Source organism: Streptomyces tritici, assembly GCF_048500665.1.
GTDB classification, from domain to species: Bacteria; Actinomycetota; Actinomycetes; order Streptomycetales; family Streptomycetaceae; genus Streptomyces; species Streptomyces tritici.
In genome coordinates this window covers 2,745,530-2,767,527 of sequence record NZ_CP183183.1, presented here as the reverse complement: position 1 = coordinate 2,767,527, position 21,998 = coordinate 2,745,530, and the positions used below count along the sequence as shown (strand labels likewise).

At 72.0% G+C, this 21,998-nt stretch carries 20 protein-coding genes and 1 tRNA gene; 9 read left to right on the top strand and 12 right to left on the bottom strand.

The window, feature by feature from the left end; translation table 11 throughout:
• Positions 1 to 4 precede the first annotated feature (4 nt).
• The 6 genes from ACNJ93_RS12670 to ACNJ93_RS12645 all read left to right on the top strand — a co-directional run bounded on the left by ACNJ93_RS12670 (position 5) and on the right by ACNJ93_RS12645 (position 7,013).
• Positions 5 to 1,771 carry a PQQ-binding-like beta-propeller repeat protein gene (locus ACNJ93_RS12670; RefSeq protein ID WP_418957497.1) on the top strand — a complete coding sequence of 589 codons (1,767 nt, stop codon included), beginning with the start codon at positions 5 to 7 and terminating at the stop codon, positions 1,769 to 1,771.
• A 214-nt stretch (positions 1,772 to 1,985) separates the two neighbouring features.
• Positions 1,986 to 2,672 (top strand): response regulator transcription factor, encoded by a 687-nt coding sequence (locus ACNJ93_RS12665; protein ID WP_418957496.1) that lies wholly within the window; start codon positions 1,986 to 1,988, stop codon positions 2,670 to 2,672.
• Positions 2,673 to 2,790: 118 nt separating this feature from the next.
• Positions 2,791 to 3,831: a galactose-1-phosphate uridylyltransferase gene (gene galT, locus ACNJ93_RS12660; protein ID WP_418957495.1), complete on the top strand. Its 1,041-nt coding sequence runs from the start codon at positions 2,791 to 2,793 to the stop codon at positions 3,829 to 3,831.
• On the top strand, positions 3,828 to 4,808 hold the full coding sequence (gene galE / locus ACNJ93_RS12655; RefSeq protein WP_418957494.1) for a UDP-glucose 4-epimerase GalE: 981 nt from the start codon (positions 3,828 to 3,830) through the stop codon (positions 4,806 to 4,808). The genes galT and galE overlap by 4 nt, the downstream gene beginning before the upstream one ends.
• Positions 4,805 to 5,977, top strand: coding sequence for a galactokinase (gene galK / locus ACNJ93_RS12650; RefSeq protein ID WP_418957493.1), 1,173 nt, complete (start codon positions 4,805 to 4,807; stop codon positions 5,975 to 5,977). Before galE ends, galK begins: the two co-directional genes overlap by 4 nt.
• 256 nt (positions 5,978 to 6,233) lie before the next feature.
• Positions 6,234 to 7,013 carry a LuxR C-terminal-related transcriptional regulator gene (locus tag ACNJ93_RS12645; RefSeq protein WP_418957492.1) on the top strand — a complete coding sequence of 260 codons (780 nt, stop codon included), beginning with the start codon at positions 6,234 to 6,236 and terminating at the stop codon, positions 7,011 to 7,013.
• Here ACNJ93_RS12645 and tamR read toward each other — a convergent pair.
• Entirely contained in the window at positions 6,972 to 7,469 is a 498-nt protein-coding gene (gene tamR / locus ACNJ93_RS12640) for a MarR family transcriptional regulator TamR (RefSeq protein WP_418957491.1), read from the bottom strand. The genes ACNJ93_RS12645 and tamR overlap by 42 nt on opposite strands.
• A gap of 147 nt (positions 7,470 to 7,616) precedes the next feature.
• On the opposite strand from tamR, the gene ACNJ93_RS12635 reads away from it, so the two are divergent.
• The gene (locus tag ACNJ93_RS12635; protein WP_418957490.1) at positions 7,617 to 8,441 is read left to right on the top strand and encodes a trans-aconitate 2-methyltransferase; all 825 of its coding nucleotides are present in this window, start codon (positions 7,617 to 7,619) and stop codon (positions 8,439 to 8,441) included.
• Between the two features lie 170 nt (positions 8,442 to 8,611).
• Here ACNJ93_RS12635 and ACNJ93_RS12630 read toward each other — a convergent pair whose 3' ends face one another.
• On the bottom strand, positions 8,612 to 9,286 hold the full coding sequence (locus ACNJ93_RS12630; RefSeq protein ID WP_418957489.1) for a TetR family transcriptional regulator: 675 nt from the start codon (positions 9,284 to 9,286) through the stop codon (positions 8,612 to 8,614).
• Positions 9,283 to 10,248, bottom strand: a complete 966-nt coding sequence (locus tag ACNJ93_RS12625) for an acyl-CoA desaturase (RefSeq protein ID WP_418957488.1) — start codon at positions 10,246 to 10,248, stop codon at positions 9,283 to 9,285. The genes ACNJ93_RS12630 and ACNJ93_RS12625 overlap by 4 nt, the downstream gene beginning before the upstream one ends.
• Positions 10,249 to 10,490: 242 nt before the next feature.
• Between ACNJ93_RS12625 and ppc the strand changes: the two genes are divergently transcribed.
• A complete protein-coding gene (ppc, locus tag ACNJ93_RS12620) occupies positions 10,491 to 13,220 on the top strand; it encodes a phosphoenolpyruvate carboxylase (RefSeq protein ID WP_418957487.1) in 2,730 nt (909 codons plus the stop codon).
• Positions 13,221 to 13,313: 93 nt separating this feature from the next.
• Here ppc and ACNJ93_RS12615 read toward each other — a convergent pair whose 3' ends face one another.
• The 8 genes from ACNJ93_RS12615 to ACNJ93_RS12580 all read right to left on the bottom strand — a co-directional run bounded on the left by ACNJ93_RS12615 (position 13,314) and on the right by ACNJ93_RS12580 (position 19,886).
• Positions 13,314 to 14,036, bottom strand: coding sequence for an LPXTG cell wall anchor domain-containing protein (locus ACNJ93_RS12615; protein WP_418957486.1), 723 nt, complete (start codon positions 14,034 to 14,036; stop codon positions 13,314 to 13,316).
• A gap of 130 nt (positions 14,037 to 14,166) precedes the next feature.
• On the bottom strand, positions 14,167 to 14,628 hold the full coding sequence (locus ACNJ93_RS12610; protein ID WP_418957485.1) for a hypothetical protein: 462 nt from the start codon (positions 14,626 to 14,628) through the stop codon (positions 14,167 to 14,169).
• Between the two features lie 84 nt (positions 14,629 to 14,712).
• Positions 14,713 to 15,312 (bottom strand): aminoacyl-tRNA hydrolase, encoded by a 600-nt coding sequence (gene pth, locus ACNJ93_RS12605; protein ID WP_418957484.1) that lies wholly within the window; start codon positions 15,310 to 15,312, stop codon positions 14,713 to 14,715.
• A gap of 90 nt (positions 15,313 to 15,402) precedes the next feature.
• The gene (locus ACNJ93_RS12600) at positions 15,403 to 15,999 is read right to left on the bottom strand and encodes a 50S ribosomal protein L25/general stress protein Ctc (RefSeq protein ID WP_418957483.1); all 597 of its coding nucleotides are present in this window, start codon (positions 15,997 to 15,999) and stop codon (positions 15,403 to 15,405) included.
• A gap of 279 nt (positions 16,000 to 16,278) precedes the next feature.
• Complete coding sequence (locus ACNJ93_RS12595; RefSeq protein WP_393643950.1) at positions 16,279 to 17,253, bottom strand: ribose-phosphate diphosphokinase; 975 nt, start codon at positions 17,251 to 17,253, stop codon at positions 16,279 to 16,281.
• Between the two features lie 121 nt (positions 17,254 to 17,374).
• Positions 17,375 to 18,823 carry a bifunctional UDP-N-acetylglucosamine diphosphorylase/glucosamine-1-phosphate N-acetyltransferase GlmU gene (glmU, locus tag ACNJ93_RS12590; RefSeq protein WP_418957482.1) on the bottom strand — a complete coding sequence of 483 codons (1,449 nt, stop codon included), beginning with the start codon at positions 18,821 to 18,823 and terminating at the stop codon, positions 17,375 to 17,377.
• A 109-nt stretch (positions 18,824 to 18,932) separates the two neighbouring features.
• Positions 18,933 to 19,009: transfer RNA gene (locus ACNJ93_RS12585), tRNA-Gln, on the bottom strand.
• A gap of 13 nt (positions 19,010 to 19,022) precedes the next feature.
• Positions 19,023 to 19,886: a hypothetical protein gene (locus ACNJ93_RS12580; protein WP_418957481.1), complete on the bottom strand. Its 864-nt coding sequence runs from the start codon at positions 19,884 to 19,886 to the stop codon at positions 19,023 to 19,025.
• Between the two features lie 115 nt (positions 19,887 to 20,001).
• Here ACNJ93_RS12580 and ACNJ93_RS12575 point away from each other — a divergent pair, with 115 nt between their 5' ends.
• Positions 20,002 to 21,321 (top strand): sensor histidine kinase, encoded by a 1,320-nt coding sequence (locus ACNJ93_RS12575; protein ID WP_418957480.1) that lies wholly within the window; start codon positions 20,002 to 20,004, stop codon positions 21,319 to 21,321.
• A gap of 184 nt (positions 21,322 to 21,505) precedes the next feature.
• Here ACNJ93_RS12575 and ACNJ93_RS12570 read toward each other — a convergent pair whose 3' ends face one another.
• Positions 21,506 to 21,997 (bottom strand): SUKH-3 domain-containing protein, encoded by a 492-nt coding sequence (locus ACNJ93_RS12570; protein WP_418957479.1) that lies wholly within the window; start codon positions 21,995 to 21,997, stop codon positions 21,506 to 21,508.
• Position 21,998 lies beyond the last annotated feature (1 nt).

Here is a 21,998-nt window from a genome sequence, read left to right as displayed (position 1 = left end):
ACCGATGACTCAGCCACCTCCCCCGCCGAACCAGCCCCCGGGCCCCCCGCAGGGCGGCTTCGGCGCCCCGCAGGACCCCCAGGGCGGCTACGGCGCGCCCCAGCAGCCCCAGGGCCAGCCGCAGTACGGCTACCCCCAGCAGCCGCCCACGCAGCCGCAGTACGGGTACCCGCAGCAGCCGCCGACGCAGCCGCAGGGCCAGCCGCAGTACGGCTACCTGCAGCAGCCGCCCACGCAGCCGCAGGGCCAGCCCCAGTACGGCTACCCGACGCAGCCTCAGTACGGGTACCAGCCCACCCCGCCGCCCGGCGGCGGCAAGAAGCTGACCACCCAGATGCAGATCGTCATCGCCGCCGTGGTCGCGGTCGTCCTCATCGTCGGCGGCGGCGTCTGGTACGCCGCCTCCGACGACGACACCGGCAACGAGGGCAAGGGCGGCCAGACCCAGGGTCAGAACGGCGGCGGCCAGGCCAAGGCCGCCCCTGACGGCCCCGGCAAGGAGAAGGCCCCGGCCAACACCCAGTCGAAGGTCTCCTTCCAGCTGCCGCACCCCAAGGTCACCGACGTGACCGACGTGGGCGGCTCCTGGCTGACCGACAAGGCGTACGTGAAGACCGGCGTCAACTCGATCGTCGGCTACGACCTCGCCAAGGGCACCCCGGTCTGGACGCTGCCGCTGCCCGGCCAGGTCTGCGCCACCTCCCGGCACACCACCGCGGACAACAAGACCGCGATCGTGTACGAGGCGGCCAAGCGCGTCCCGCCGCGCAACTACCAGCCCTGCACCGAGGTCGCGGTGCTCGACCTCATCACCGGCAAGCTGGTGTGGACGAAGTCGGTCACCAGCGCCAGCTCCGGCGACGACAAGGTGCGGTTCAGCGAGGTCACGCTGAGCGGGGCCACCGTCGCGGCCGGCGGCACCGACGGCGGCGCCGCCTTCGACCTCGCCAACGGCACCCCGCGCTGGAAGCCCGAGGCCAACGCGCAGAACTGCCGCGACATGGGCTACGGCGGCGGCGCCGGCCTCGTCGCGGTGCGCCGCTGCGGCCCGTACGACAGCGCCACCGTCGTCATCCAGAGCCTCAACCCGACGACGGGCCAGCCGATCTCGCAGTTCAAGATGCCGGCCGGCGTGAAGTACGCGTCGGTCGTCTCCACCAAGCCGCTGGTCGTCGCGGCCGACGTCGGCGACACCGCCGGCGACGGCTCCGGCATCTCGGACTTCTTCTCCATCGACGAGAAGACCGGCAAGCTCAAGGTGAAGATCGCCGCGGACGCGGACCGGTTCGCCGCCCGCTGCCGCTCCACCGAGGTCGAGACCTGCACCAAGGTCGTCGTGGGCAACAACCGGCTCTACCTGCCCACCGAGGACCACGAGGGCAGCGGCGAGTACGGCGACACCAACGAGATCGTGTCCTTCGACCTCACCACCGGAAAGCCGACCAGCGACAAGGCCGACGCCGGCGACCGGTACTCGATGTTCCCGCTGCGCATGGACGGCGGCAACGTGATCGCGTACAAGACGCCGCCGTACGACAAGGGCGGTCAGATCGTCTCCATCGACGGCGCGACCTTCCAGCAGACCGTGCTGCTCGAGAACCCGTCCGACGAGGCGGTCCGGGACGCCGAGTCCAGCTTCTCCTCGGACTACGCGGAGATCCTGTACGCGAAGGGCCGGATGTTCATCTCCGAGACGATGGTCTCCGAGCCCCGCAAGTCGTCCTTCGACGACAAGGAGTACCTGATCGTCGCGTACGCCACGAGCGGCTGACGGACGGCCGGCACCCGGCGCGGAACGCCACGGCCCGGCGCATCGGTTCACACCGGTGCGCCGGGCCGTTTGCGCGTTCACCGGAAGGCGCAGAATTCGGCAGTCCGGGGGGCTTCTGGCACGTAAGGGACGCGCCTGGTCGAACAAGCGTGTAGCTTGCCGGGTCAAGTGGCGGGCCGGGGGGCCGGCTCCAGGGGGGAGTGGGGTTTTCGCGATGGGCGTGCGGCTCATGGTGGTCGACGACCACCGACTGCTGGCGGAGGCGCTCGCCTCGGCCCTGAAACTGCGCGGGCACCGGGTGCTCGCGGCGGCCGCGCCCGCGGCGGGCGCCGCCGACCTGGTGGTGGCCCGGGCGCCCGAGGTGTGCCTGCTCGGCACCGCCGCGCCCGCGGAGCCCGGGGCCTTCGAGCCGATCGTGCGGATCAAGCGGGAGCGGCCGCAGGTGGCCGTCGTGGTGCTCGGCCCGGTGCCCTCGCCGCGCGGGATCGCGGCGGCCTTCGCCGCCGGCGCCTCCGGCTACGTGCGGCACGACGAGCGGATCGAGGGCGTGGAGCGGGCGCTGCTGAAGGCCAGGGCGGGGGAGGCGGCCGTCGCGCCGCAGCTGCTGCAGGGCGCGTTCGCGGAGCTGCTCGACCCCTCGGAGCCGCCGGACGACGAGGGGCAGCGGCTGCTGCGGATGCTCACCCCGCGGGAGGTCGAGGTGCTGGTCCGCGTCGCGGAGGGGGAGGACACCCGGCTGATCGCCCGGGGCATGGCGATCGCGCCGAGCACCGCCCGGACGCATGTGCAGCGGGTGCTGATGAAGCTGGGCGTCGGCTCGCGCCTGGAGGCGGCGGCGCTCGCCGCGCGCACCGGCCTCCTCGACCGCGCGCCGCGCCCCCGCGGCCCGCACGACGACTGAGACGCGCCGCCCACGGCCGGCGCAGGGGCCCGGGAATCTCCCGGGCTCCTTTTCATTGACGTACCGTGTTGGAACATGGTTCTTTGTGTGCGGTCCTGTTCGATCAGTCGGAGGCCCCGTGAAGAAGACCGTGACCACGCTCGCCGACGGGCGTGAGCTCATCTACTACGACAGCGCCGACGACGCCGTCCGCGACGCCGTCGACGAGCGCCCCCTCGACCCGCCCGCCTCCGCCTCCGAACTCCGCCGCGACCCCCTGCTCGGCGACACCGTCGCCATCGCCTCGCACCGCCAGGCCCGCACCTACCACCCCCCGGCCGACGAGTGCCCCCTCTGCCCCTCCCGCGACGGCCGGCACAGCGAGATCCCCGCCCCCGACTACGAGGTCGCCGTCTTCGAGAACCGCTTCCCCTCCCTCGCCGGCCCCACCGGCCGCTGCGAGGTCGTCTGCTTCACCGCCGACCACGACGCCTCCTTCGCCGCCCTCACCGAGGAACGCGCCGCCCTCGTCCTCGACGCCTGGACCGACCGCACCGCCGAACTCGCCGGACTCCCCGAGGTCCGCCAGGTCTACTGCTTCGAGAACCGCGGCGCGGAGATCGGCGTCACCCTCGGCCACCCCCACGGCCAGATCTACGCCTTCCCCTTCACCACCCCCCGCACCGCCCTCATGCAGCGCCGCGCCGCCGCACACCGCGCCGCCACCGGCCGCAACCTCTTCGACGACGTCCTCGCCCGCGAACGCGCCGGCGAGCGGGTCGTCCTCGCCGGCGAGCACTGGACCGCCTTCGTCCCGTACGCCGCCCACTGGCCCTACGAGGTCCACCTCTTCCCGCACCGCCGGGTACCCGACCTGCGGGCCCTCGACGACGCGGCCCGCACGGAATTCCCCCAGGTCTATCTGGAACTGTTGAGACGCTTCGACCGGATCTTCGGCCCGGACGAGCCGCCGACGCCGTACATCGCCGCCTGGCACCAGGCGCCGTTCGACGACGCCGCGCGGGAGGAGTTCGGGCTCCATCTCGAGCTTTTCACCGTCCGCCGCACCTCCGGCAAGCTGAAGTACCTCGCCGGGACGGAATCCGGTATGAGCGTGTTCATCAACGACGTGCCGCCGGAGGCCGCGGCCCGTCGACTCCGAGAGGTGGCGAGCAAGTGAGCAAGGCGAAGTACCTGGTGACCGGCGGCGCGGGCTACGTGGGCGGCGTCGTCGCCGCGCACCTGCTGGAGGCCGGACACGCGGTGACGGTCCTGGACGACCTGTCCACGGGCTTCGCCGAGAGCGTCCCGGCCGGCGCCGAGTTCATCGAGGGCCGCGTCCACGACGCCGCCCGCTGGCTCGACGGCTCCTACGACGCCGTGCTGCACTTCGCCGCCTTCTCCCAGGTCGGCGAGTCCGTGCAACAGCCCCAGAAGTACTACGAGAACAACATCGCCGGCAGCGAGGCGCTGCTCGCCGCCATGCGCGAGGCCGGCGTGCGCCGCCTGGTGTTCTCCTCCACCGCCGCCGTCTACGGCGAACCCGCCGTCGTCCCCATCCCCGAGTCCGCGCCCACCGAGCCGGGCAACCCCTACGGCGTCTCCAAACTGGCCGTCGACCGGCTGATCGCCGAGGAGTCCCGCACGCACGGCCTGGCCGCCGCCTCGCTGCGGTACTTCAACGTGGCCGGCGCGCACGGCGAGCAGGGCGAACGCCACGACCCCGAGTCCCACCTCATCCCGCTGGTCCTCCAGGTGGCCCTCGGCCGCCGCGAGTCCATCGCCGTGTACGGCGACGACTACCCGACCCCCGACGGCACCTGCGTCCGCGACTACATCCACGTCGCCGACCTTGCCGAGGCCCACCTGCTCGCCCTCGACGCCCTCACCCCCGGCGAGCACCTCGTCTGCAACCTCGGCAACGGCAACGGCTTCTCCGTCCGCGAGGTCGTCGAGACCGTCCGCAAGGTCACCGGCCACCCCGTCCCCGAGGTCGCCGCCCCCCGCCGGCCCGGCGACCCGGCCGTCCTCGTCGCCTCCGCCGAGACCGCCCGGGAGCGGCTCGGCTGGGTCCCCGCCCGGCCCGAACTCGCCGACATCGTCGCGGACGCCTGGGAGTTCGCCCGCCGCCACGCCGGCCGGGAGGCCACCGCATGAGCACCGCCGAGCGGACCGCCCGCCGCGTCGCCGAGGAGTTCACCGCCCTGTACGGGACCGCGCCCGAGGGCGTCTGGGCGGCCCCCGGCCGGGTCAACCTGATCGGCGAGTACACCGACTTCAACGAGGGCTTCGTCCTGCCGCTGGCGCTGCCGCACACCACCGTCGCCGCCGTCGCCCGCCGCGACGACGGGCTGCTGCGGCTGCACTCGGCCGACCGGCCCGGCGGCGTCACCGTCCTGGAGACGGCCGCGCTCGCCCCCGGCGACGGCCACGGCTGGGCCGCGTACCCCGCCGGCGTCGTCTGGGCGCTGCGGGAGGCCGGGCACCCGGTCGGCGGCGCGGACGTGCACCTCGCCTCCACCGTGCCCACCGGCGCGGGCCTGTCCTCCTCCGCCGCCCTGGAGGTCGTCACCGCCCTCGCCCTGGACGAGCTGTACGGACTCGGGCTCGCCCGCCCCGAACTGGCGAGGCTCGCCCAGCGCGCCGAGAACGCCTTCGTCGGCGTCCCCTGCGGGGTGATGGACCAGATGGCCTCCGCCTGCGCCGCCGAGGGCCACGCCCTGTTCCTCGACACCCGCGACCTGGCGTACCGGCAGGTCCCGTTCGACCTCGACGCGCTCGGGCTGCGGCTGCTCGTCGTCGACACCCGCGTGCAGCACGTCCTCGGCGACGGCGCGTACGCGGAGCGGCGCGCCGGCTGCGAGGCCGGCGCGCGGGCGCTCGGCGTACGCGCCCTGCGCGACGTCCCCCACGAGCAACTGCCCACCGCACTCGGCCGACTGACGGATGAGAAGGTCCGCCGGTACGTGCGGCACGTCGTCTCGGACCACGCGCGGGTGCTCCGCGTCGTCGAACGGCTCGACGCCGGCGACGTCCGCGCGGTCGGCCCGCTGCTCACCGAGGGCCACACCTCGCTCCGCGACGATCTGCGCGTCTCCTGCGCCGAGTTGGACCTCGCCGTCGAGGCCGCGCTGGCGGCCGGAGCCCTGGGCGCGCGGATGACCGGCGGCGGCTTCGGCGGCTCGGCCGTGGTCCTCGCCGAGGCGTCCGGCCCGCACGGCGCGGACGAGGTGGCGGCGGCCGTCGGGAAGGCGTTCGCGCGGGCCGGAGCCGGGGCGCCCGGGATCTTCGAGGCGGTGCCCTCGGCGGGCGCCCGCCGCCTCTGAGCCGCAGGACCCGACTACCACAAGAGGGGCGCGGATCGGCCGACTTGAGCGAAAACTGCGCTACGGGAGGCCCCCGCCCGTACTCTGATGCACAGCACCGGTGGGGGCCGGTGCTGATCAGGGGGCGAGAACCGTCGGGTACGACGCCCGGGGCGGGGGTAACAGTCACTGCACGGCGGCGGCCGTGCGCTGCGTGGCGGACCCGCCCCCGGCGTCGTACCCGCCGCCGGGCCTCGCTCCGAGACTTGGGGGTTCCGTGGTCCGTATCCGGGTCCTGGTGGTGGACGACCACCGCATCTTCGCCGAGTCGCTCGCCGCGGCCCTCGCGGCCGAGCCCGACGTCGACGTCGCCGCCGCGGGCAGCGGCCCTGCGGCGCTGCGCTGTCTGGACCGGGCGGCCGCCGAGGGCCGCCGGTTCGACGTCGCGCTCGTCGACGCCGACCTCGGCGTCACGGGCCCGCCCGCCGTCGCCCGCGCCGTCCCCGACGACGGCGAGGCCGTCGTCGACGGGATCTCGCTGGTGCGTGGCGTGCGCGCGGCCCAGCCCGGGGTGCGCACGGTGGTCCTCGCCGAGAAGGACGATCCGCGCCGGGCCGCGCTCGCCCTGCAGGCCGGGGCCTGCGGCTGGGTCGCCAAGGACTGCTCGCTGCAGCGGCTGCTCGCGGTGATCCGGGGCGTGCTGCGCGACGAGACACACCTGCCGCCGGCGCTGCTCACCGGCGTGCTGCGGGAGCTGACGGCGGCCCGCAAGCACCGCACGGAGAGCGAGCGCCTGGTGGAGTCGCTGACCCCGCGCGAGCGGGAGGTGCTGCGCTGCATGGTGGCGGGCCTGGGCCGCAAGGCGGTCGCGGAGCGGCTGTTCCTGTCCCCGCACACCGTCCGGACCCACATGCAGAACGTGCTGGGCAAGCTGGGCGTGCACTCCACGCTCGCGGCCGTCGCGCTGGCCCGCCGGGCCGGCGTCGGACCGGCCGAGCCGGCGGCTGTCCCGACGCTAGCCGGGGATGTTGTCGAACGGGGCGGTCAGCTGGCGTAGCAGGGCGGCCAGATCGCCGCGCTGGGCGCGGGAGAGCTGGGCGAGGATCGCGCGCTCCTGGGCCAGCAGCCCGGCCAGCGCCTCGTCGGCCCGGTCGCGGCCCTCGGCGGTCAGCCGGACGAGCACCCCGCGCCGGTCGCTCGGGTCCGGGAGCCGCTCGACGAGGCCCTTCTTCGCGAGCCGGTCGATGCGGTTGGTCATGGTGCCGGAGGTGACCAGGGTCTGGGTGAGCAGCTGCCCGGGGGAGAGCTGGTACGGGGCCCCTGCCCGGCGCAGCGACGTCAGGACGTCGAACTCCCAGGGCTCCAGGTTGTGCTCGGAGAAGGCGAGCCGGCGGGCGCGGTCGAGATGGCGGGCGAGCCGCGAGACGCGGCTGAGCACCTCGAGCGGTTCCACGTCGAGGTCGGGGCGCTCGCGGCGCCATGCAGCGACCAGACGGTCGACCTCGTCCTCCATGACGATCAGTGTAGAGGGTCTGTTGACATAAAGTCTCTTGATGTCGAGAGACTCTCGGGGGAGGATGGGACCGACCACGGCCGCGACGACGGCAGGACCGGCTCGGCGGACCCCTCCGCCCCGGCCCGCCGGTGAGGAGCCAGCTCCATGCCACCCGCAACGCCGACCTGGGACCCCCGGCAGTACCTGCGCCACGCCGGGCACCGCACCCGCCCCTTCCTCGACCTCCTGGCCCGCGTCCCCGCGCTCCCGGACACCGGCCGCCCCGCCCGCATCGCCGACCTCGGCTGCGGCCCCGGCAACGTCACCGCCCTGCTCGCCGACCGCTGGCCCGACGCGCGGATCACCGGCTTCGACCACTCGCCCGAGATGCTCGACCGCGCCGTCACGCAGTACGCCGGCGCCACCGCAGGCGGCGGGCGGCTCGACTTCCGGGCCGCCGACCTCGCCGACTGGACGCCCCCGGAGCCGTACGACCTGATCGTCTCCAACGCCGCCCTCCAGTGGGTCCCCGGCCACGCCGACGCCTTCCCCGGCTGGCTCGACGCGCTCGCCCCCGGCGGGGTGTTCGCCTTCCAGGTCCCCGGCAACTTCGCCGCGCCCAGCCACGTCCTGCTCCGCGAGCTGTGCGGCCGCCCCCGCTGGCGCGACCGGCTCGGCGACTACCTGCGCGGCCCGGCGCCCGTCCTGGAGCCCGCCGAGTACCTCACCCGGCTCCTCGGCCACGGCTGCGCCGCCGACGTCTGGGAGACCACCTACCTCCAGGTGCTGACCGGCGAGGACCCCGTCCTCGACTGGGTCAAGGGCACCGGCCTGCGCCCCGTCCTCACGCGCCTGGAGGACGACCCGGACGCCGCCGACGCCTTCCTGGCCGAGTACCGCGACCTCCTGCGCGCCGCCTACCCGCCCGGCCCGCACGGCACCGTCTTCCCGTTCCGCCGCGTCTTCGCCGTCGCCCGCAGGCCCGACTGACCGGCGCACCGGACCCGCGTCGCCCGCAGGCCCGACTGACCGCCGCACCGGACCCGGACGGCCGAACGATCCCCCGGACGGCCGGCCGGCCACCCGGACGGCCGAGCCGCGGACGACGCGGAGGGGCCGGCCGCACCCTTTCCGGTGCGCCGGCCCCTCCGCCGTTCCGCTCAGGCCTTGCGATGCCCTATCAGCCGGGGCTTCTGCTCCATGCCGTCCAGGCCGTGCCACGCCAGGTTCACCAGATGCGCGGCCACCTCCGCCTTCTTCGGCTTGCGCACGTCCAGCCACCACTGGCCGGTCAGCGCCACCATGCCCACCAGCGCCTGCGCGTACAGCGGCGCCAGCTTCGGGTCGAAGCCGCGGGCCTTGAACTCCAGGCCCAGGATGTCCTCCACCTGCGTGGCGATGTCGCTGATCAGCGACGCGAACGTACCCGTCGACTGGGCCACCGGCGAATCCCGCACCAGGATCCGGAAGCCGTCCGTGTACCGCTCGATGTAGTCCAGCAGCGCGAACGCCGCCTGCTCCAGGAGCTCCCGCGGATGCCCCGCGGTCAGCGCCCCCGTCACCATGTCGAGCAGCTGGCGCATCTCCCGGTCCACGACGACCGCGTACAGGCCCTCCTTGCCGCCGAAGTGCTCGTACACCACCGGCTTGGAGACGCCGGCCTTCGCCGCGATCTCCTCCACCGACGTGCCCTCGAAACCCTTCGCCGCGAACAAGGTGCGACCGATGTCCAGCAGCTGTTCCCGGCGCTCCGCGCCGGTCATGCGGACCCTGCGCCCCCGACGGGGCTTGTCGCTGCTGCTGGAACTGCCGTCGATCGCCACATCCTCCATCATGCCGAATCGGCGGACACGGCCTTGCGGCGGGCTTCGATGCGGGACTCCGCCGGCCAGCGCACGTCGTACGCCCAGCCCAGCTGCTCGAACCAGCGGATGAGCCGCGCGCTGGAGTCGATCTGCCCGCGCAGCACCCCGTGCCGCGCCGACGTCGGGTCCGCGTGGTGCAGGTTGTGCCACGACTCGCCGCACGACAGCACCGCCAGCCACCACACGTTGCCCGAACGGTCCCGCGACTTGAACGGACGCTTGCCCATCGCGTGGCAGATCGAGTTGATCGACCACGTCACGTGGTGCAGCAGCGCGACCCGCACCAGCGAACCCCAGAAGAACGCGGTGAACGCGCCCCACCACGACATCGTCACCAGACCGCCCACCACCGGCGGGATCGCCAGCGACACGACCGTCCACAGCACGAACTGCCGCGAGATCGCCCGAAGGGCCGGATCCTTGATCAGATCGGGCGCGTACTTGTGCTGCGGAGTCCGCTCCTCGTCGAACATCCAGCCGATGTGCGCCCACCACAGGCCCTTCATCAGCGCCGGCACGGACTCCCCGTACCGCCACGGCGAGTGCGGGTCGCCCTCCGCGTCGGAGTACTTGTGGTGCTTGCGGTGATCCGCCACCCAGCGCACCAGCGGACCCTCCACCGCCAGCGACCCCATGATCGCCAGCGCGATCCGCAGCGGCCGCTTCGCCTTGAAGGAACCATGGGTGAAATAACGGTGGAAACCGATCGTGATGCCATGGCAGCCGATGTAGTACATCGCCGTCATCAGGCCCAGATCGAGCCAGCTCACCCCCCACCCCCAGGCCAGCGGCACCGCCGCCAGCAGGGCGAGGAAGGGCACCACGATGAACAGCGACAGCGTGATCTGCTCGATCGAACCCTTGCTGTCCCCGCCGAGGGTGGCGGAGGGCGTATCCGGTGCGGTTTCGAGCACCTCGGGGCTAGAGGTCATGTAGAGGTCCCTCTGGGGGGTGAAGGAGGAAGAGCCGGACGCCTGGCCACGGCCCTGGCTACGGGTCCGTAACCTACGGCGACGTAAGTATGGCAGCGCCGAGGCGCGCGGCAAGAGGGCACAAGCGGGCCCGTGCGCCGCGCGGGGGGACGGCACACCTATCCTGGGTGCGTCGGACAGCGCGGTCCGCAGCCTGTAGGAAACCCTCCAGACGTGCTCAAACACTGCAAGGAGCCGCACCTGTGAGCAGTGCCGACCAGACCTCCCCCGCCCGCACCGAGCTGCGCGCCGACATCCGCCGACTGGGCGACCTGCTGGGCGAGACCCTCGTCCGGCAGGAGGGCCGCGAGATCCTCGACCTCGTCGAGAAGGTCCGCCGCCTCACCCGCGAGGACGGCGACGCCGCCGCGTCCCTCCTCGGCGACACCGACCTGGAGACCGCCGCCAAGCTGGTACGCGCCTTCTCCACGTACTTCCACCTCGCCAACGTCACCGAGCAGGTGCACCGCGGCCGCGAACTGCGCGAGCGGCGCGCCGGCGAGGGCGGCCTGCTCGCCCGCACCGCCGACATGCTCAAGGACGGCGACCCCGAGCACGTCCGCGCGACGGTCAAGAACCTCAACGTGCGCCCCGTCTTCACCGCGCACCCCACCGAGGCCGCCCGCCGCTCCGTGCTCAACAAGCTGCGCCGGATCGCGGCCCTCCTGGAGACCCCGGTCATCGAGGCCGACCGGCGCCGGCACGACCAGCGGCTCGCCGAGAACATCGACCTCATCTGGCAGACCGACGAACTGCGGGTCGTCCGCCCCGAGCCCGCCGACGAGGCCCGCAACGCGATCTACTACCTCGACGAGCTGCACGCCGGCGCCGTCGGCGCCGTCCTGGAGGACCTCGCCGCCGAACTCGAACGCGTCGGCATCGAACTGCCCGCCGGCACCCGCCCGCTCACCTTCGGCACCTGGATCGGCGGCGACCGCGACGGCAACCCCAACGTCACCCCCCAGGTGACCTGGGACGTCCTCATCCTCCAGCACGAGCACGGCATCCGCGACGCCCTCGAACTCATCGACGAACTGCGCGCCCTGCTCTCCAACTCCATCCGCTACGCCGGCGCCACCGAGGAACTCCTCGGCTCCCTGCAGGCCGACCTCGACCGGCTCCCCGAGATCAGCCCCCGGTACAAGCGGCTCAACGCCGAGGAGCCCTACCGGCTCAAGGCCACCTGCATCCGGCAGAAGCTCATCAACACCCGCGAGCGGCTCGCCCAGGGCACCCCGCACCAGCCCGGCCGCGACTACCTGGGCACCGCCGAGCTCCTCGCCGACCTCACCCTGATCCAGGAGTCGCTGCGCGCCCACCGCGGCGGCCTGCTCGCCGACGGCCGCCTCGACCGGGTCATCCGCACCCTGTCCGCGTTCGGCCTCCAGCTCGCCACCATGGACGTCCGCGAGCACGCCGACGCCCACCACCACGCCCTCGGCCAGCTCTTCGACCGGCTCGGCGAGGAGTCCTGGCGGTACGCCGACATGCCGCGCGACTACCGGCAGAAGCTCCTCGCCAAGGAACTGCGCTCGCGCCGCCCCCTGGCCCCCACGCCCGCCCCGCTCGACGCGGCCGGGCAGAAGACCCTCGGTGTCTTCCACACCGTCAAGGAAGCCTTCGAGCGCTTCGGCCCCGAGGTCATCGAGTCGTACATCATCTCGATGTGCCAGGGCGCCGACGACGTCTTCGCCGCCGCCGTCCTCGCCCGCGAGGCCGGACTGATCGACCTGCACGCCGGCTGGGCCAAGATCGGCATCGTGCCGCTCCTGGAGACCACCGACGAACTCCGGGCCGCCGACGTCATCCTCAACGACATGCTCGCCGACCCCTCCTACCGCCGCCTCGTCTCGCTGCGCGGCGACGTCCAGGAGGTCATGCTCGGCTACTCCGACTCCTCCAAGTTCGGCGGCATCACCACCAGCCAGTGGGAGATCCACCGCGCCCAGCGCAGGCTGAGGGACGTCGCCCACCGCTACGGGGTCCGGCTGAGGCTGTTCCACGGCCGCGGCGGCACCGTCGGCCGCGGCGGCGGCCCCTCCCACGACGCGATCCTCGCCCAGCCCTGGGGCACCCTGGAGGGCGAGATCAAGGTCACCGAGCAGGGCGAGGTCATCTCCGACAAGTACCTCATCCCCTCGCTGGCCCGCGAGAACCTCGAACTGACCGTGGCCGCCACCCTGCAGGCCTCCGCCCTGCACACCGCGCCGCGCCAGTCCGACGAGGCCCTCGCCCGCTGGGACGCGGCCATGGACACCGCCTCCGAGGCCGCCCACACCGCGTACCGCCGGCTCGTCGAGGACCCCGACCTGCCCGCCTACTTCTTCGCCTCCACCCCCGTCGACCAGCTCGCCGACCTGCACCTCGGCTCCCGGCCCTCCCGCCGGCCCGACTCCGGCGCCGGCCTCGACGGACTGCGCGCCATCCCGTGGGTGTTCGGCTGGACCCAGTCCCGCCAGATCGTCCCCGGCTGGTACGGCGTCGGCTCGGGCCTCAAGGCCCTGCGCGAGGCCGGACTCGACGCGGTCCTCGGCGAGATGTACGAGAAGTGGCACTTCTTCCGCAACTTCCTCTCCAACGTCGAGATGACGCTGGCCAAGACGGACCTGCGGATCGCCCGCCACTACGTCGACACCCTCGTCCCCGACGAGCTCAAGCACGTCTTCGCCACCATCGAGGCGGAGCACGCGCTGACCGTGGAGGAGGTCCTGAAGGTGACGGGCGGCGAGAAGCTGCTCGACTCCAACCCGGTGCTCCAGCAGACCTTCGCCATCCGCGACGCCTACCTGGACCCGATCTCCTACCTCCAGGTGTCCCTGCTCGCCCGCCAGCGGGCCGCCGCCGAGCGCGGCGAGGAGCCGGACCCGCTGCTCTCCCGCGCCCTCCTGCTGACCGTCAACGGCGTCGCGGCGGGCCTGCGCAACACCGGCTGACGCCGCGCGACACACGAAGTGCCCCCACCGGCATGGCCGGTGGGGGCACCGTCGTACTGCGGGTACTGCGGGTACTGCGTGCTGCTACGAGGCTCAGCCCTGCGCGGCCTTGCGGCGGCGCGTCACCAGGAAGCCACCGACACCCGCGAGGACCACGGCGACCGCGGCGATGATGCCGACGGGCGCGGACGAACCGGTCTCGGCGAGGTCACCCTCGGCGTCCTTGCCACCCTGGTCGCCCTTGTCGCCGGGCGCGCCGGGGTTCTCGGAGGAACCGGGGGTCGGCTCCTCGCCGGGCTTCGTGGGCTCCTCGCCCGGCTTGGTGGGCTCCTCACCGGGCTTGGTGGGCTCCTCGCCCGGCTTCGTCGGCTCCTCGCCCGGCTTGGTGGGCTCCTCGCCCGGCTCGCAGTCGGTCTTGAAGACCTTGTGCTTGGCGCGGCCGTTCTCGCCCTCGAAGTTCCAGAACAGCTTGTACTGGCCGTCCGGAAGGGTCATGTCCGCGGTGCGCTCGTGGCCGTCCGCGTCCAGGACGAGGATGCCGTCCTTGACCGTGGTGCCCTTGTCCTGGTCGTTGTTCGCCCAGGCCTCGATGTGCCACGTGACCTTCTGACCGGCGTCGAAGCCGAAGGCGTCGACGTAGAACTCGCAGACCTTGGGCTCGTTCTGGCGGAGCTCCTCACCGGTCTTCGAGTCGTGGATCTTCACGGTGCCGTTGTCGCCCTTGGGCTTCGGCGTCGCGGCAGCCGTGGGTGCCAGCAGCGCGGTCGCCGAGAGGGCGGCGACGACGGCACAGGCGGGAATGAGGGTTCGTCGCATATGGGTGTCCATCTGGGATGAGATGAGAAGTGCCGTGGGAGGTGGCGGGGGCAGCCTACCGACTTCTTTAAGTCACTCTTAACCCAAGGGTTCATAACAATCCAGCCAGGTCAACCGACCTGACCGCACGTCAGAGCGCGAAGAACGTCCCCAGCAACAACGCCCCGCCCAGCGCCGCCGACGACCACGCCGTCCGCGTCATCCGCAGACCGCCCCCGATCACCAACGACGCCAACAGCAACGCCCCGCCCAACGGCAGCCACGCGTGCAGGCCCCCCGCCCAGCCCGTACGCACCGCCTCATCCGTACCCGGCTTCACCACCACCGGCAGCGTCCGCCCCTTCGCCACCGCCACCGACCGCGCGATCACCACCGTGCTCCGCGACGAACCCCGGTCCTCCGGAACGAACCGGCCGCTGCACATCTCCTCCGTGCAGCCCGTCACCGTCAACGTGCCGTGCTCCCGCCCCTTCGACAGCAGCACGTGCTGCGCCGACGCCCACGACGACCACACCCCCGCCACCACGAGCAGCACGGCCACCGCCCCCATGGCGGCGACACGGGCGTTCCGGACGAGGACGGTGCGCTTCATGGGGCGCGATCGTACAGGCGTACGCCTACGAGCCGTACCCCTGTGAGACGTCCCCCACGCGCCGAACCCCCACGCACCGCACCCCTACGCGTTGTACGCCGACTGCGCCCGCTCCAGACCCTCCGCCACCAGGCACTCCACCGCGTCCGCCGCCCGGTCCACGAAGTAGTCCAGCTCCTTGCGCTCCGCCGACGAGAAGTCCTTCAGCACGAAATCCGCCACCTGCATCCGCCCCGGCGGCCGCCCGATCCCGAACCGCAGCCGGTGGTACTCGGCACCCATCGCCTTCGTCATCGACTTCAGACCGTTGTGCCCGTTGTCACCGCCGCCGATCTTCAGCCGCAGCACCCCGTAGTCGATGTCCAGCTCGTCATGGACCGCCACCACATGCGCCACCGGCACCTTGTAGAAGTCCCGCAGCGCCGACACCGGACCGCCCGACAGATTCATGTACGACATCGGCTTCGCCAGCACCACACGCCGGTTCGCCGGCCCCGGCGGGCCCATCCGGCCCTCCACCACCTGCGCCTGCGCCTTCTGCGCCCGCTTGAACTTCCCGCCGATCCGCTCCGCCAGCAGGTCCACCACCATGAACCCCGCGTTGTGACGGTTCCCCGCGTACTCGGGGCCCGGATTGCCGAGGCCGACGATCAGCCAGGGGGCGTTCGCGTCGTCCGTCGTCATCTGCGTCTCGTCTCCTCGAACCGAACAAAGAGAAACGGGGTGACGGGCCGGTGGGCCCGTCACCCCGCCAGGTCAGGCAGAGCCTACGGCTCAGGCCTCGGCGCCCTCGGCGGCCTCGCCCTCGCCCTCGGCGGCCGGCTCCTCGGCCTGCGCGGCCAGAACCTGCAGCACGACGGCGTCCTCCTCGGTCACCAGGGTGGCACCCTTCGGCAGCGCCAGGTCCTTCGCCAGGATCGAGTCGCCGGCCGACAGGCCCTCGACGGAAACCGTCACGGCCTCCGGCAGGTGGGTGGCCTCGGCCTCCAGGGAGATGGTGTTCAGCACGTGCTCCAGCAGGTTGCCGCCGGCGGCCAGCTCACCCTCGGCCTGGACCGGAACCTCGACGGTGACCTTCTCGCCGCGCTTCACCAGCAGCAGGTCGACGTGCTCCAGGAAACCCTTCAGCGGGTCGCGCTGCGCGGCCTTCGGGATCGCCAGCTCCTGGCCCTTGCCGTCGATGTCCAGCGTCAGCAGGACGTTCGGCGTACGCAGGGCGAGCAGCAGGTCGTGACCCGGCAGGGTCAGGTGGATCGGGTCCGAGCCGTGACCGTACAGAACACCGGGGACCTGGCCGGCGCGACGGATCTTGCGGGCCGCGCCCTTGCCGAACTCGGTGCGGACGGTGGCGGCGAGCTTCACCTCGGACATGTGCACTCCTCGTAGAAGGTGACGGAAACAGATGGGTCACCCGGCCACGACTGGCGATGGCCTGCTACGAAGAGCGCGTCGATAACGGACCGCCGAACCGCGTACGCGGACGGCCTCCCTCGCCGAGCAACTACGGCAGTCTACCGGCCCCGGCCCGAGGCACCCAATTGGATCAACACGGAGCAACCTGTGGACACGCGTAAGGGCCGCCCTCCGAAGAGAGCGGCCCTTACCAAGCTCACAGCAGTGGCCGAAAACACCCCTGCCTCAGGAGACGGCTCAGTGCTCCTCGAACAGGCTCGTCACCGAACCGTCCTCGAACACCTCACGCACCGCACGCGCGATCGTCGGCGCGATCGACAGCACCGTGATCTTGTCGATGTCCAGCGAACCCGGCACCGGCAGCGTGTCCGTGAACACGAACTCGCTCACCTTCGAGTTCTTCAGACGGTCCGCCGCCGGACCCGACAGAATGCCGTGCGTCGCCGTCACGATCACGTCCTCCGCACCGTGCGCGAACAGCGCCTCGGCCGCGGCGCAGATCGTGCCGCCCGTGTCGACCATGTCGTCGACCAGGACACACACCCGGCCCTTCACGTCACCCACGACCTCGTGCACCGTCACCTGGTTCGCGACGTCCTTGTCACGCCGCTTGTGCACGATCGCCAGCGGCGCGTCCAGACGGTCGCACCAACGGTCCGCCACCCGCACACGACCCGCGTCCGGCGACACGATCGTCAGCTTCTCGCGGTCGACCTTCCCGCCCACGTAGTCCGCCAGCACCGGCAGCGCCGACAGGTGGTCCACCGGACCGTCGAAGAAGCCCTGGATCTGGTCCGTGTGCAGGTCCACCGTCAGAATCCGGTCCGCACCCGCCGTCTTCATCAGGTCCGCCACCAGACGGGCCGAGATCGGCTCACGACCACGGTGCTTCTTGTCCTGACGGGCATAGCCGTACGACGGGACGATCACGGTGATGCTCCGCGCGGAAGCCCGCTTCAGAGCATCGATCATGATCAGCTGCTCCATGATCCACTTGTTGATCGGAGCCGTGTGGCTCTGGATCAGGAAGCAGTCCGCGCCACGCGCCGACTCCTGGAAGCGGACGTAGATCTCTCCGTTCGCGAAGTCGAAGGCCTTGGTCGGAACGAGACCGACACCCAGCTGGTGCGCGACCTCCTCGGCCAGCTCGGGGTGGGCGCGGCCGGAGAAGAGCATCAACTTCTTCTCGCCGGTCGTCTTGATCCCGGTCACAGCACTGTCTCCTCAGACGTGTTCACCGGCCGCGAACACGAGCGTCCCATGCGCGTGAGCGAGCCAGCCGAATTTGTGTGCACGTATCACGGTACGCCGAGTTCGACGTACCCGTTTCCGGTCAGCTTTCGCCGTCGGACTCCTCCACGGCCGCCTGAGCGGCCTGCGCGGCGGCGCTCCCCGGACGCTTCCGGGCCACCCAACCCTCGATATTCCGCTGCTGGCCACGGGCGACGGCCAGCGCACCCGCCGGCACATCCTTCGTGATCACCGAGCCGGCAGCGGTGTACGCGCCGTCCCCGACCGTGACAGGAGCCACAAACATGTTGTCCGAACCGGTACGGCAGTGAGAGCCGATCGTCGTGTGGTGCTTCTTCTCACCGTCGTAGTTCACGAACACACTCGCGGCGCCGATGTTCGAGTACTCGCCGATCGTCGCGTCCCCCACGTACGAGAGATGCGGCACCTTCGTGCCCTCACCGATCGACGCGTTCTTCGTCTCGACGTAAGTGCCGATCTTCCCCTTCGCGCCGAGGCTCGTCCCCGGACGCAGGTACGCGAACGGCCCCACGGAAGCGTTCTCACCGATCACCGCCGAATCGGCGACCGTGTTGTCCACCCGGGCGCCCGCGCCCACCCTCGTGTCCTTCAGCCGCGTGTTCGGCCCCACCTCGGCGTCCTCACCGATGTGCGTCGCGCCGGTGAGCTGCGTACCGGGGTGCACGACGGCATCCCGCTCGAAGGTCACGGTCACGTCCACGAACACGGACGACGGATCGACGATCGTGACACCCGCCGTCATCGCCCGCTCCAGCAGCCGCCGGTTCAGCAGACCCCGCGCCTCCGCCAGCTGCACCCGGTTGTTGATCCCCAGGATCTCCCGGTGATCACCCGCGACGGACGCGCCGACACGGTGACCCGCCTCCCGCAGGATCGACAGCACGTCGGTGAGGTACTCCTCGCCCTGACTGTTGTCCGTCCGCAGCTGCTTGATCGCCTCGGCGAGCAGGGCGCCGTCGAACGCGAACACCCCGGAGTTGATCTCCCGGATGGCGAGCTGCTCGGGGGAGGCGTCCTTGTGCTCCACGATCGCCGTCACGGCGCCGGTCTCCGCGTCCCGCACGATCCGCCCGTAACCGGTGGAGTCCGGCACCTCGGCCGTCAGCACGGTCACGGCGTTGCCGTCCGCGGCGTGCGTCGCGGCCAGCGCCTGAAGCGTCTCCCCGGACAGCAGCGGAGTGTCGCCGCACACGACGACGACGGTCCCCTCCGGCGCCTGGCCCAGCTCCTGCAGCGCCATGCGCACGGCGTGCCCGGTGCCGTTCTGCTCGTACTGCACGGCGGTCCGCGTCCCCGCGTAGTGCGCGTCCAGATGCGCGGTGACCTGCTCGCGGGCGTGCCCCACCACGACGACCAGATGCTCGGGGTCCAGCTCCCGGGCGGCGGAGACGACGTGTCCGACGAGCGAACGCCCGCAGATCTCGTGGAGGACCTTGGGAGTCTTCGACTTCATGCGGGTGCCCTCACCCGCTGCGAGTACGACGACGGCGGCCGGGCGGTTGGCGCTCACGGGAATGCCCTTCGGCTTCGGGTGGTGGACATCCGAAGGATACCGGGGGGTACTCACCCGGAAATGAGCGCGGGTCCCGACCACGGAGGCCGGGACCCGTACCAGCTTGCTCCCGGGGCAGGAGTCGAACCTGCGTCGTACCTGGATTCAAAGTCCAGTCGCCCCTACCGACAGAGCAACCCGGGATGGCGGGGTCAGCCTACGCGGTTAGGCGTTTGGCCTCCACCACCATGCCAGACCACCAGCCCTCGATGCGCTGATACAGGTCAGCTCCCCGTGACACCGTGACCGTGAGACAACCCCGGTAATCCTCCCCGACGTTCTTGCGGACCGTCTTCGGGTTGTGCTTCTTCAGCGTGGTCTTTCCGAGCGTGGCCACGTCGACCTCGACCAGGTCGGCCCAGTACTGCTCGGCAGCGGCGACGTCGGCCGATTCGTGGATCATGACTCGGAAGCGCAGACGGTCGCGCTCGATGCCCAGCACGTCGAGCCAGGCGAGGTAGAGCGCGATCATGTCTGGGTCGCTGTTGACGAAGATGACAGCCTCACGGCGGGCGTACGGCTTGCTCTTCGAGCCTTCTGCCCAGTAGAGGCCGACTCCGACGAGGAAGAGCTCACGTTCGGTCATGGTGCCGATCTCACCGTAGGCGGTGCGCTTCCGTTCCTGCCGGGCAGCCTCGCGTCGAGGGCGCTCGTGTTCCCAGCGCTTTCGCCCGGCCTCCCGACCCTGCTCCTCAGGCGTTCGCTTGTCGACCTTCGGCAGGTCCCGGACCCACAGGGATATCGAGCTCTTCGAGCAGCCCAGCTCCAGTTGGATCTGGTCGTAGGTGAGGCCCTGGAGGCGGAGCTCCCTCGCCTTGGCCCTGAGGTCGTCCTTGGCGTTGGGGCGCTTCGTCCAGGCCGGCGGGGGTTCGCCCTTCACCAGGCGGTGGAGGAGGTCGTTGTTGAAGATCTTCAGTCGGTCGCGGATCTGGCGCAGGCTGAGGCCCTCGCGGCGGAGCGCGACGGCCTGCTCGCGCAGGGCGTCGAAGTCGGCGGCGTACCGACTCGTCTCGGTGCTCATGTCGGACAGATTCGTCCGGAATGCGGACGTCCGGATCGAAAACGTGGGCGATTCACCAGTTCGAGTGAGTGTGGAGTCCCCGAAAACGGCCGGCGGTCGCCCGTAGGCTGGGCGCATGACCGCAACGGGGGCACACCAGGACGCGGCGGGCGGGCCCGCGCGGGGCTGGTGGTGGGGGAGACGTCGGAGCGCGGTGCTCGACATCGGGCTGGGCCTGGTGTCGGCGCTGGAGTGCGGGCTGGAGGGTGTCGGCTTCGCCGGGGAGGCGGGTGTGCCGGTGCCGGTGGGTGTGCTGTTCGGGCTGGCCGCCGGTTCCGTGCTGACCCTGCGCCGGCGGTGGCCGATCGTCGTGGTGCTGGTGTCGATCGCGACGACGCCCGCCGAGATGGGTTTCCTGCTGGGCATCGTCGGGCTGTACACGCTCGCCGCCTCCGAGGTGCCGCGGCGGATCACGGCGCTGCTGGCGGGGATGTCGTCGGCCGCGGTGTTCCTGGTGACCGTGGTGCGGTTCCGGCAGGAGATGCAGCGGGCGGAGGAGTTCGAGCCGCTCGGCTGGTACGTCCCGCTGGTGGCGTTGATCATGACGCTCGGTCTGAACGCCCCGCCGCTGCTCTTCGGCCTCTACATCGGCGCCCGGCGCCGGCTCATGGAGAGCCTGCGGGAGCGGGCGGACAGTCTGGAGCAGGAGCTGTCGCTGCTCGCGGACCGTGCCGAGGAGCGGGCGCAGTGGGCGCGGCAGGAGGAGCGGACGCGGATCGCCCGCGAGATGCACGACGTGGTGGCGCACCGGGTGTCGCTGATGGTGGTGCACGCGGCGGCGTTGCAGGCGGTGGCGTTGAAGGATCCGCAGAAGGCGGTGAAGAACGCGGCGCTGGTGGGTGACATGGGCCGGCAGGCGCTGACGGAGCTGCGGAGCATGCTGGGCGTGCTCCGTGAGGAGGCTCCGGCGGCGGGGCCGGAGCCCGTGCCGCTGGCGGCGGTGGGGCGGGCGGCCGCGGCGGCCGCGGCGGAGGCGGCGTCCGAGGACGGGCCGTGTCTGGACGCCCTGGAGGAGTTGGTGGAGCAGTCGCGGCAGGCGGGGGCGGTCGTGGAGCTGACGGTGCTGGGGGAGCCGTGCCGGTACGCGGCGGAGGTGGAGCGTACGGCGTACCGGGTGGTGCAGGAGGCGTTGACGAACGTGCACAAGCACGCGGCGGGCGCGAAGGTCGTGGTGCGGCTGGCCCATCGGGAGGGCGAGGTCGCGATGCAGGTGGAGAACGGTCCGTCGGACGCGGGCGCGGCGGACGCGCAGCTGCCGAGCGGGGGCAACGGGCTGGTGGGGATGCGGGAGCGGGTGAACCGGCTGGGCGGGGTGTTCGTGTCGGGCCCCACAGACGCGGGCGGTTTCCGCGTCTCGGCGGTCCTGCCGGCGGAGTCCCGGGACGCGGCGGCGTAGGTCCTGGGCCGGCGGGGATCCGCCGGTTCTGTCGCGCACGCGTGTGCCCCCTGTACGCGTGTGCCCGTGTGCCCGTGTGCCCGTGTGCCTGTGTGTCCGCGTGCCTGTGTGTCTGTGTGCCCGTGTCCCGGCGTGCCCGCTTACGGGCCCGGCATCCGGCGCCTCCGCATGCGCCGCCCCTTCGTCAGCCGCTCGCGGCCAGGCGTACGGGCTGGGTGCCGGTGATGAGGCTGGTCAGGGCGGTGTCGATGTCGCGGCCGAGGTACCAGTCGCCGGTGTGGTCGAGGCTGTACACGCGGCCCTCGCTGTCGATGGCGAGCGTCGCCCGGTGTTCGCCCTCCTCGCCGAGGGGCGCGAGTTCCGTCTCCAGGGCGCGGCCGAGGTCGCCGAGGGTGCGGGCGAGGTGGAGGCCGGCGAGGGGGTCGAGGTGGACGGGTGCGGGGGCGATGTGCCGGCCGGGTCCGGGGCCGGTGAGCCGCAGGCCGCCGAACTCCGCCCAGGCCTCGACGGCGGCCGGGAAGACGGCGTGCCGGTGTCCGGCGGGGGAGACGTGGGCGCGCAGGGCGTCGGCCCATTCCTCGGCCTGTTTGATGTCCCACCGGCCGGGCTGCCAGCCCGCCTCGCGGAGGACCGCGTCGACGTTGACGGGGAAGCGGGTGGTGTTCAGGTCGGGCATG

Excerpts from the sequence above, each read along its gene's own strand:
- tamR (WP_418957491.1), bottom strand. The coding sequence starts at position 7,469 with ATGGAGGACGAGGTCGACCGTCTGGTCGCTGCATGGCGCCGCGAGCGC.
- ACNJ93_RS12665 (WP_418957496.1), top strand. The coding sequence starts at position 1,986 with ATGGGCGTGCGGCTCATGGTGGTCGACGACCACCGACTGCTGGCGGAG.
- ACNJ93_RS12615 (WP_418957486.1), bottom strand. The coding sequence starts at position 14,036 with ATGCGACGAACCCTCATTCCCGCCTGTGCCGTCGTCGCCGCCCTCTCG.
- galK (WP_418957493.1), top strand. The coding sequence starts at position 4,805 with ATGAGCACCGCCGAGCGGACCGCCCGCCGCGTCGCCGAGGAGTTCACC.
- ACNJ93_RS12570 (WP_418957479.1), bottom strand. The coding sequence starts at position 21,997 with ATGCCCGACCTGAACACCACCCGCTTCCCCGTCAACGTCGACGCGGTC.
- pth (WP_418957484.1), bottom strand. The coding sequence starts at position 15,312 with ATGACGACGGACGACGCGAACGCCCCCTGGCTGATCGTCGGCCTCGGC.
- ACNJ93_RS12600 (WP_418957483.1), bottom strand. The coding sequence starts at position 15,999 with ATGTCCGAGGTGAAGCTCGCCGCCACCGTCCGCACCGAGTTCGGCAAG.
- ACNJ93_RS12575 (WP_418957480.1), top strand. The coding sequence starts at position 20,002 with ATGACCGCAACGGGGGCACACCAGGACGCGGCGGGCGGGCCCGCGCGG.
- ACNJ93_RS12670 (WP_418957497.1), top strand. The coding sequence starts at position 5 with ATGACTCAGCCACCTCCCCCGCCGAACCAGCCCCCGGGCCCCCCGCAG.
- ACNJ93_RS12610 (WP_418957485.1), bottom strand. The coding sequence starts at position 14,628 with ATGAAGCGCACCGTCCTCGTCCGGAACGCCCGTGTCGCCGCCATGGGG.
- ACNJ93_RS12580 (WP_418957481.1), bottom strand. The coding sequence starts at position 19,886 with ATGAGCACCGAGACGAGTCGGTACGCCGCCGACTTCGACGCCCTGCGC.
- ACNJ93_RS12630 (WP_418957489.1), bottom strand. The coding sequence starts at position 9,286 with ATGATGGAGGATGTGGCGATCGACGGCAGTTCCAGCAGCAGCGACAAG.
- ACNJ93_RS12635 (WP_418957490.1), top strand. The coding sequence starts at position 7,617 with ATGCCACCCGCAACGCCGACCTGGGACCCCCGGCAGTACCTGCGCCAC.
- ACNJ93_RS12625 (WP_418957488.1), bottom strand. The coding sequence starts at position 10,248 with ATGACCTCTAGCCCCGAGGTGCTCGAAACCGCACCGGATACGCCCTCC.